Raw genomic sequence first — 9183 nt, forward strand, 5'->3', positions numbered from 1 at the left:
TAGTCGTCGTAGATCCAGCGGCGCCACATCTCGGCGTAGGACTCGCGGTCCTTGCGGCGGTCCTTGGTGCCGTACTCGATGAACGTGCCGATCGCGGCGTCCACCACGCAGTGGTTGTTCCACCAGGCGTAGCGCAGGTCGCGCTCCAGCAGCGGCCGGTTGCGCTCGTCGGCCAGGGCCATCAGCAGGATGGAGTAGCCGTTGCTGATGTGCCGGGACTCGTCGGACTGCACCGAGTGGAAGACGGTCGGCAGCAGGTAGTCGCCGTTGGCGGCGGCCTCGTCGGGCATCGCGACGAACAGCGTGTTGGTGAACGCGGTCTCGGCCACCACGGTCAGGTAGATGTTGGCCGCGGTGATCGCGTCACCGGTGATGAACCCCTCGCCGAACTGGCGGCCGATGGTGCCCGCGTAGTTGTTCGCGAACGCCTTTTCGGTGATGTCGAACCCCGCCGGGTCGATGTAGTTGTTCATGTACAGCTTCTTGAGGTTCATCTGGATCGTGGAGTGGCGAACCTCGTCGATCATCTGCACCGCGAGTCCGTTGTGGATCTCCGGGTTCGGCACCGCGTCGATGGCCATCGGCATCGCCCGCGCCGCGGAGATCTCCGGGAACGGGATGATGGACAGGAACAGCTTCTGCCACTCCAGCCAGCGCTGCTGCACCTGCCGGAACATGTTGCCGCGGATCGCGCCGTCCATCGCGCCGAAGACGCGGTTGTCCTTCTCCTCCTCCATCGGGAAGTAGGACCGCATGATCTGCTTGAGCGGGTCCTTCTTGGGGGCCTTCTCGAACGTGTAGTCCGTGCCGAACCGGGTCGCCGGTGTGGCGAAGGTGGGCTCCCAGGACAGCTCGGTGATCTTGTTGTGCGCCTTGGTGAGACTCTGCCTGCTCAATTCAGCCTCCTCGGGCCGGGTCTCGCCGCCCGGCAGTCGTCACTGACGGGGGAGAGTGTGTTGCGCTCCGCAGGTGAGTTCTGTCTCAATGTGAGACCGAGACACTGCACGATCTCCGCCACGATGGGTTGTCGTGGGTGGAGTCAGCCCGGTGACCACAGCATTCGACGTCAAAGGAGACGGTGGTGACGAGGCCAGGACACCAGTCGGAATCGCAGGTCAGCGCGGCCCGGGAGAAGTTCCTGTCCCGGCCGGTGCCCGAACTGGCGGGCGTGCGGGAGATCATTTCGGCGTCGTGGCGGCGCGCGCTGGAGCACCGGATCGACGCCGACGAGCCCGATCCGATCTTCGTCGCCGACCGTGACGAGGACAGCCTCCTGCTGCGCAGCGCCAAACCGATCCTGGACAACCTGACGTCCGAACTGTCCGATCACCCGGTCGCCATCCTGCTCACCGACGCCGACGGACTCGTGGTGAGCCGCTCCAGCCCGGACCGCGCGCTGCACTCCGGTTTGGACCGGATCTGCCTCGCCCCCGGTTTCAGTTACGCGGAGGAGTCGATCGGGACGAACGGGATCGGCACGACACTCGAATGCCAGCAACCCGTGCTCGTGTCCGGCTTCGAACACTTCAACAGCCGCCTGGCGACCTTCGAATGCGCCGGCGCGCCGATCCACCACCCGATCCGCGGTCACCTGGTCGGAGTACTCGATCTCACGTCGTGGACCGGCACGCCCGGCCCGCTGCTGCTGACCCTCGCCCGCACGACCGCGAAGCGGATCGAGGAAGCGATGCTCGCCGGTGCGGGGGCCCGTGAGCTGGCGCTGTTCCGCGAGTACCTGGCTTCCTGCCGGCGCGGCTCGGGCGCCATCCTGGCCGTCAACGAGGACGTGGTGATGGTGAACAACCACGCCCAGGACCTGTACGACGCGGCGGACCGGGCGGCGCTGATCACCCACACGGCCGATGTCGCCGGATCGCCCACCCCGGCCACGGTCCTGGCCGACCTGCCCTCCGGTGTGGTCGCCCGTCTGGAGTACCGCCCGGTGCACCACGGGTCGACGCTGGTCGGCGGGTTGTTCCGGGTGAAGAACCAGGCCGTGCCCCGGCGCGCCTCCGGCCCCGCCGACGTGCGGCTGCCCGGGCTGGCCGGGTGCAGCCCGGTGTGGCGGCAGGCGTGTTCCGCGGCGGAGGCGAGCATCACCGGCGGGAACTGGCTGGTGCTGACCGGCGAGGGCGGGACGGGCAAGACGGCCCTCGCGCAGGCCGTGGCCCGCCGTCACGCGCCGGGCCGCCAGGTCGTGCTGGACTGCGCTCCGGTGGGCAACTACGAGGCGTGGGCGCACGCCCTCGCCGACGAGGCCGGCTGCGGCAACTCACCGGCGGTGATCCTGCGCCACGCCGACACGCTGACCGAGGAGGGGATGCGGCGGCTCACCGAGTTGTTCACCACCTGGCAGGCCGCTCCGCCGGACGAGGCGCCGGCCTGGGTGGCGGTCACGGTGGGTGAGGACCCGCGCGGCACGGAGATCCACAACTGGCTGATGCCGTTCTTCGCGCACACCGTCGAGGTGCCGCCGCTGCGGCACCGGATCGAGGACGTGCGCCACCTCGTGCCCGCCCTGCTGGCCCGCCACGCCGGCAACCGCGATCTGGAGGTGTCGGACGCGTGCCTGCGGCAGCTGATGCGGCTGCCGTGGACCGGCAACGTCCGGCAACTCGACGACGTCCTGGCCCAGGTCTCCCGGCGGCGCCGCGCCGGCGTGATCGAGGTGGACGACCTGCCCGCGGAGTGCCGGACCGTCACCCGGCGCCAGCTGACCCGCCTGGAGGTCTTGGAGCGCGACGCGATCGTGCGCAGCCTCGCGGCGAACAACGGGAACAAGGAACGCGCGGCCGCCGACCTGGGCATGTCCCGGGCGACGATCTACCGCAAGATCCGGGCGTTCAGCATCGTGCCCGGCTGACCGGCACGCCCGTGCTCCCCGGGGCGCCGCAGCGTCCGGGTGCGCACGGGTGCGGAGAGCACGACGTCGCGGACGGGGAAGTCGCCTAGGGCGGTCACGAGTTCGGCCACCCGGTCCGGCTCGGCGGCCAGGAACAGCGTGCAGCGGCCGTGGCCTGCCTCGACGATCTCGGCCGACATCGCCTGCGCGACGGTGACGACCTCCGGCAGCCGGTGGGCAGGCGCTTCGATCACCACGAACGCGGCCCGCCGGGCGTGCGACTCCTCGTCGGGCAGGTGGACGACCTTGAGCACGTCCGGCGAGCGGTGCAGGTACTTCACCGCCCGGCGCACCTCCGCATCGTCCCCGGCCGCCAGCTCGACCGTCATGCGGCGGCGGCCGCCCGCCGGGGCGCCGACGTCCAGGGTGAGCACGTCGAACCGCCGGGCGGTCAGGATCGTGGTGACCCGGGCGATCGCGTAGGGCGTCTCGATGACGTCCAGCCGCAGCACCGCCGAGCACGGGGCTACCGGTCGCACACCGCTCCCTCCGGCAAGCGGGCCAGGAGGTCACGCGCGCGGGCCCGGAACTTCGCCACGTTGGCGAGCTTGATGTCCTCGTAGCCGCGCACCAGGTCGGGCAGCGCGACGATCTCGCACACCGCGTCCAGCGTCGCCGGGGTCAGGTGGGTCAGCGCGTCCCGCACCAGGGCCTGGTACTCGCCGGCGAGCTGCCGCTCGGTCCTGCGCACCGCGGCGTAGCCGAACACGTCGAACGGCGTGTGCCGCAGCTTCCGCGCCGCGCGGAGGCCGCGGAAGGCCACCTCGGCGGTGCGCCCGCGCAGGGGGATCTTCCGCTTCATCCCCAGCGCGCGCAGCACCGGCGGGTGCAGCATCACCGACACCTTGGCGTCCGGGCCGAACTCGGCCTCCCGCCGCGCCTTCTCCGCCGGGTCGAGGTGGAGGCGGGCGACCTCGTACTCGTCCTTGTACGCCAGGAGCTTGTGCAGGCCACGGGCGTAGGCGAGCCCGACTCGCTCAGCGGCGGCGTCGCCGGCGCGGGCCTGCGCGATGTCCACGACGCGGTGCACCTCCTCGGCGTACGCGCGGGCGAAAGCCTCGTTCTGGTAATCGGTGAGATCGGCGATCCGGGTGGCGAGCGCCGCTTCGAACCCGGCAGCCGCCGGCTCCGGACTGGCGCCCGCCGCGGCGAACACCGCCTCCGGGTCGATGACGGCCGCGCGTCCCCAGCGGAACGCGGCGAGGGTCTTGTCCACGGCCGCGCCGTTGAGCCGGATGGCCCGCTCGATCGCGGCCGCGGCGACGGGGATGCAGCCGTGCTGGTAGGCGGCGCCGACGAGCAGCATGTTCGCGGGCATGTGGTCGGCGAACAGCGATTCGGACAGGCGCTGCGCGTCCAGGTGCAGGTTCGCCTCCGGCGTGGTGGCCTCGGCGACGCGCGCGAGCAGGTCGTCGACGCTGCCCGGCACGGCGACGCGGTTGGTCACCATCGCCGCGGTCGGCACCACGGAGGTGTTCAGGACCGCGATGGTGCGGCCGCCGCGCGCCGTCGCCAACGTGGACTCCTCTGCGGCACCGAGCAGGTCGAAGCCGATCAGGACGTCCACTGTGGAGCGTGACGCGCGCAGTGAGCCGCGTACCGGTTGCTTGCCGATCCGGACGTCCGAGGTGACCGGCCCGCCCTTCTGCGCGAGACCGGTCTGCTCCAGCCCGGCGGCGAACTTGCCGTCCAGGTGCGCGGCCATCTGCAGGATCTGCGACACGGTCACCACGCCGGTGCCGCCGATGCCGGGCATCCGCAGCAGCGTCTCGGTGCCGGTGACCTTCGGCTCCGGCTCGGCGAGCGCCACGGGCGGTTCCCCGGGCAGCGCGCGGCGTTGCGCGCTCGGCTCGACGAGCAGGAAGGACGGGCAGTCGCCCTTCAGGCAGGAGAAGTCGGAGTTGCAGGAGGCCTGGTGGATGCGGGTCTTGCGGCCGAACTCGGTGTCCACGGGTTGCACCGACAGGCAGGTGGAGACGTCGCCGCAGTCGCCGCAGCCCTCGCAGACCCGCTCGTTGATCACGACCTTTTCCGCGGGTGTGGGCAGCTTGCCGCGCTTGCGCAGCCGTCGTTCCTCCGCCGCGCACTGGTCGTCGTGGATGAGCACGGTGACGCCGTCGACGGCGGCCAGTTCGGCTTCGGCTTCGGCGAAGTCGTCGCGGTGGCGGACGGACGCGATCGGGTCCAGCGCCACGCCGCGGTACTTGCCGGGGTCGTCGGTGGTGATCACGACGCGCCGCACGCCCTCGGTGGCCAGCAGCCGGGTGAGCTCGGGAACGGACAGCCGCCCGATGACCTGCTGGCCGCCGGTCATCTCGACGGCGTCGTTGTAGAGCAGCTTGTAGGTCATGGTGACACCACCGGCGACCGCGGCGCGGATCGCCAGCGAGCCCGAGTGGTGGAAGGTGCCGTCGCCGAGGTTCTGCACGAAGTGCCGGTCGCCGGTGAACGGCGCCAGCCCGATCCACTGGGCGCCCTCCCCGCCCATCTGGGTCAGCCCGATCTGCCTGCCGCGGCCCGCGCCGTCGAGGGTGATCATGACGTGGCACCCGATGCCGGCGCCGACGAGCGTGTCGTCGGCGGCGCGGGTGGAAGTGTTGTGCGGGCAGCCCGAGCAGAAGTACGGCGTGCGCTTTCCGGTGGCCAGGGGCACGCCGATGCGCGCGGGCCGCCGGGGCCGGATCGCGGCCAGGTGGGTGACCGCGGCGCGCGGCAGCCGGTCCGGGCCGATCACCGCCGTGATGCGGGCGGCCACGGCTTGGGCGACCTCTTCCGCGCCGAGCTGTCCCCGCGCGGTCAGCAACGGCCGCCCGGTCTCGTCCCGCCGTCCCACGACGTTCGGCGCGCCCGGCCGCCGGTACAGCGCCTCCTTCAGGTGGCCTTCCAGGAAGGGCACCTTGTCCTCCACGACGAGCACCTCGTCCAGGCCTTCGGTCAGCCGGACCAGCTCCTGGTCGTCGAGGGGGAAGGGCATGGCGAGCCGGATCAGCCGGAGCCCGAGCGCGTCCATCGCCGCTTCGTCCAGCCCGAGGTCGTCGAGCGCGCGCTGCAGGACGGCGAACCCGGTGCCGGAGGCGAGAATCCCCAAGCGGGCGGAAGCGGCGGTGAACACCACCCGGTTGAGCCGGGCGTCGCGGGCGTAGGCGCGGGCGAGGTCCAGGCGTCGGGTGAGCATGTCGAATTCGGCGTCCAGCGCCGCCGGGCCGAGGAGGGTCGGCAGCGGGCCGCGCTCGCGGCGGGCCGGCTCGGGGATGCCGGCCCGCAGGTCGGCCACGTCCACGGTCGCGGAGGCGTCGGCGATGTCGGCCACGATCTTCAGCCCGGTCCACAACCCGCTCGCGCGGGACAGCGCGACCGCGTGCAGCCCGAACTCGACGATCTCGGCCACCGAGCCGGGTGCGAGCAGCGGCATGGACAGGCTCTGCATCATCGGCTCGCACGAACTCGGCACCGTCGACGACTTGCTCGCCGGGTCGTCGCCGATCCAGGCGACCGCCCCGCCGAGCGGCGCGGTGCCCGAGATGTTGCCGTGCCGGATCGCGTCGGCGGCCCGGTCCAGGCCGGGGTTCTTGCCGTACCAGAACCCGGTGACCCCCTCGTGCCGCCGCCCGGGCAGCTGGTCGAGCAGCTGCGTGCCGGCGACGGCGGTCGCGGCGAGCTCTTCGTTGACGCCCGGCCGGAACACCACCCCGGCCGGGTCGAGGAACCGCGCGGCCCGGCCCATCTCCAGGTCCACCCCGCCCAGCGGCGAACCCTGGTAGCCGGAGACGAACACGCGGGTGGACAGCCCGCGGGCGGTGTCCAGGCGGCGCTGTTCGAGCGTCAGGCGCACCAGGGCCTGGATCCCGGACAGCAGGACCCGCCCGCGCTCGGCGGTGTACTTGTCGTCGAGGGACACGGTAGTGGTCTGGGTGGTCACTGGGCTCTCCGTCAACCGGTCGGGTGGCGAGGGGTCAGGCCGGATCGGTCAGCACGGTCCGCAACCGCTCGTGACGGTCGCGGGCCAGGCGCCCGGCGGCGAACGCGATGTCGGCCGCGGCCAGGGACATCGCGCGGTAGGCGGGCAGCGCGGCCGGGTGTGCCGCGCCGAGGGTCGTCAGGTGTTCGCGGATGGTTCCCACGTCGCCGCGCACCACTGGTCCGGTCGCGCCGGCGTCTCCGTGGGTCAGTGCGTTGTCCAGCGCCGCCCGCAACGGCGGGCCGAGGACGGCGGCCGCGTCGCCGACCCCGGCGAGGTGGAGCATGCGGACGGCCTGGACGACCAGCGTGACGAGGTGGTTGCTGCCGTGCGCCAGAGCCGCGTGGTAGAGGGCGCGCCCGTCTTCCGGCACTTCGACCGGCTCTCCCCCGATGTCGCGCACGAGGCGGCCGGCGAGTTCCAGACCGGCCGCCGACGCGGTGACGCCGAACCGGGCACCGTCGATGCGCCGCACCTCGGTCTCGACATCGCCGGCCAACGCCATCGCCGGGTGCATGGCCGCGGTCACCATCCCCCGGGCCCGCAGCGGCGCGAGCACCTCGGCTCCGTACCGGCCGCTCACGTGCACGGCCGCCCGTCCCGCCGGGTCGGCGTGGTGCGCGGCGAGATCGGCGGCCACGGACGCGAGCACGTCGTCCGGCACCGCCAGCAGCACGACCTCGGCGTGGGCCACGACTTCCGCCGGGACCTCCGGCAGCTGTGTGTCGCCGAGCACGTCGAGTGCGCGGCGGCGAGCGGCGTCGACCGGGTCCCAGACCGCGCCGACGCGGTATCCGCGCTCCTGAAACGCACGGGCGAGGACCACGCCGGCCTTGCCCGCGCCGATCAGGCCGACGGAAGTCCGGTCAGCCACCGGTCGCCTCCGCCGTCCGGCTTCCCGCGGCCACACCGGAACGCCTGCGGATCCGGCGGCCGACGCCGGCCATCGCGACCGCGGCGCCGGTCAGGAAGACCGCGGTCACCAGCACCGCGGCGCTGCTGTTGCCCTGTCCCGGGCCGTCGCCCTTGATCAGCGCCACCATGTACGGCGAGACGAATCCGGCGAGGTTGCCGACCGCGGTGATGAACGCGATGCCGGTGGCCGTCGCCGGGCCGCTGAGCAGGTACGGCGCGTGCGCCCAGAACACCGGCAGCGTGGAGATGCAGCCGATCGCGGCGAGCGTGAACCCGGTCAGCGCCAGCAGCGGGGATCCGGTGAGGCTCAGCGCGCCGAGCACGAGCCCGGCGACGCCGGCCAGCGCGGGCACCACGTAGTGGCGGGTGCGTTCCCCGGTGTGGTCGGAATTGCGCGCCAGCAACCACATCGCGAGCGCGGCGAACACGTACGGGATCGCGGTGAGCCACCCGATCTGCCCGGTGCTGAACGACCCCATCTGCCGGACGATGGTCGGCAGGAAGAACGCCATCGCGTACAGGGGGATGATCATCGCGAAGAACGCGAACGACATGCCGAGCACACCCCGGTCGCGCACCGCCGCACGCAGCGAGCCGGCGCGGTGCCCGCCCGCGGAGTTGGCCTTGTCCTCCCGCTCCAGCTCCGCGACCAGCCACGCGCGCTGCCGCTCGCTGAGCCACGTCGCCTGCGCGGGCTTGTCCGTCAGGTACCGCACCACGACGAACGCCATGACCAGGCACGGGAAACCCTCGGCCAGGAACATGAACTGCCAGCCGGTCAGGCCCCACGGCGTGAACCCCATGAGCCAGGTCGACAGCGGCGCGCCGATGACCGTCGACACCGGCACGGCGATGTAGAAGACGCTGATCAGCCGCGCCCGCCGCACCGCGGGGACCCACTGGCTGAGGTAGAGGATCACGCCGGGCACCAGGCCGGCTTCGGCGACGCCGAGGAGGAACCGCAGCGCGTAGAAGCTCCACTCGTCGCGGACCAGGAACATCGCCATCGACACCAGGCCCCAGGTGAACATGATGCGGGCGATCCAGTACCGGGCGCCGACGCGGTAGAGGATCATGTTGCTGGGCACTTCGAAGAGCACGTAGCCGACGAAGAACAAGCCAGCGCCGAGGCCGAAAGCCGTTTCGCTCAAGGCGATGTCCGGCTGCATCTTCAGCTTCGCGATGGAGATGTTGGTGCGGTCGAGGTAGTTGAGGACGTAGACGAAGAACAGCAGAACGCCGAGCCGCCACGTGACCTTGCGCAGGGTGGTCCGCGCGAGCTCGTCGTGGTCGGCAACGCCGGTGTTGCCGGACATGGGTTCTCCATAAGATTGTTGATGTTCAGGACGGGATGTTCTGGATGCCCAGGGCGATGGGGTGTGGCTGATGGGTTCTTGCCCCGTTGGGT

At 71.8% G+C, this 9183-nt stretch carries 5 protein-coding genes and 1 pseudogene; 1 reads left to right on the forward strand and 5 read right to left on the reverse strand.

Translation table 11 applies throughout. From position 1 onward, the window contains the following. Positions 1 to 896 (reverse strand): annotated as a pseudogene (locus ABZ215_RS42405) (methane monooxygenase); the annotation flags it as partial. Between the two features lie 185 nt (positions 897 to 1081). Between ABZ215_RS42405 and ABZ215_RS42410 the strand changes: the two are divergent. Beyond that, complete coding sequence (locus ABZ215_RS42410; RefSeq protein WP_020419344.1) at positions 1082 to 2863, forward strand: GAF domain-containing protein; 1782 nt, start codon at positions 1082 to 1084, stop codon at positions 2861 to 2863. Here ABZ215_RS42410 and ABZ215_RS42415 read toward each other — a convergent pair. From ABZ215_RS42415 to ABZ215_RS42430, 4 genes are read right to left on the reverse strand one after another with little or no spacing between them, the layout of a single operon-like run. Continuing rightward, positions 2824 to 3381, reverse strand: a complete 558-nt coding sequence (locus ABZ215_RS42415) for a hypothetical protein (protein WP_354956501.1) — start codon at positions 3379 to 3381, stop codon at positions 2824 to 2826. The two genes, ABZ215_RS42410 and ABZ215_RS42415, sit on opposite strands and share 40 nt — an antisense overlap. Then, entirely contained in the window at positions 3369 to 6821 is a 3453-nt protein-coding gene (locus ABZ215_RS42420) for an indolepyruvate ferredoxin oxidoreductase family protein (RefSeq protein ID WP_354956503.1), read from the reverse strand. Before ABZ215_RS42420 ends, ABZ215_RS42415 begins: the two co-directional genes overlap by 13 nt. 34 nt (positions 6822 to 6855) lie before the next feature. Beyond that, positions 6856 to 7734 (reverse strand): Rossmann-like and DUF2520 domain-containing protein, encoded by an 879-nt coding sequence (locus ABZ215_RS42425; protein WP_354956505.1) that lies wholly within the window; start codon positions 7732 to 7734, stop codon positions 6856 to 6858. Further along, positions 7727 to 9091, reverse strand: coding sequence for an MFS transporter (locus tag ABZ215_RS42430; RefSeq protein WP_354956507.1), 1365 nt, complete (start codon positions 9089 to 9091; stop codon positions 7727 to 7729). The genes ABZ215_RS42425 and ABZ215_RS42430 overlap by 8 nt, the downstream gene beginning before the upstream one ends. Positions 9092 to 9183 lie beyond the last annotated feature (92 nt).

Source organism: Amycolatopsis sp. NPDC006131, assembly GCF_040614175.1.
In the GTDB taxonomy this organism is placed as follows: domain Bacteria; phylum Actinomycetota; class Actinomycetes; order Mycobacteriales; family Pseudonocardiaceae; genus Amycolatopsis_E; species Amycolatopsis_E tucumanensis.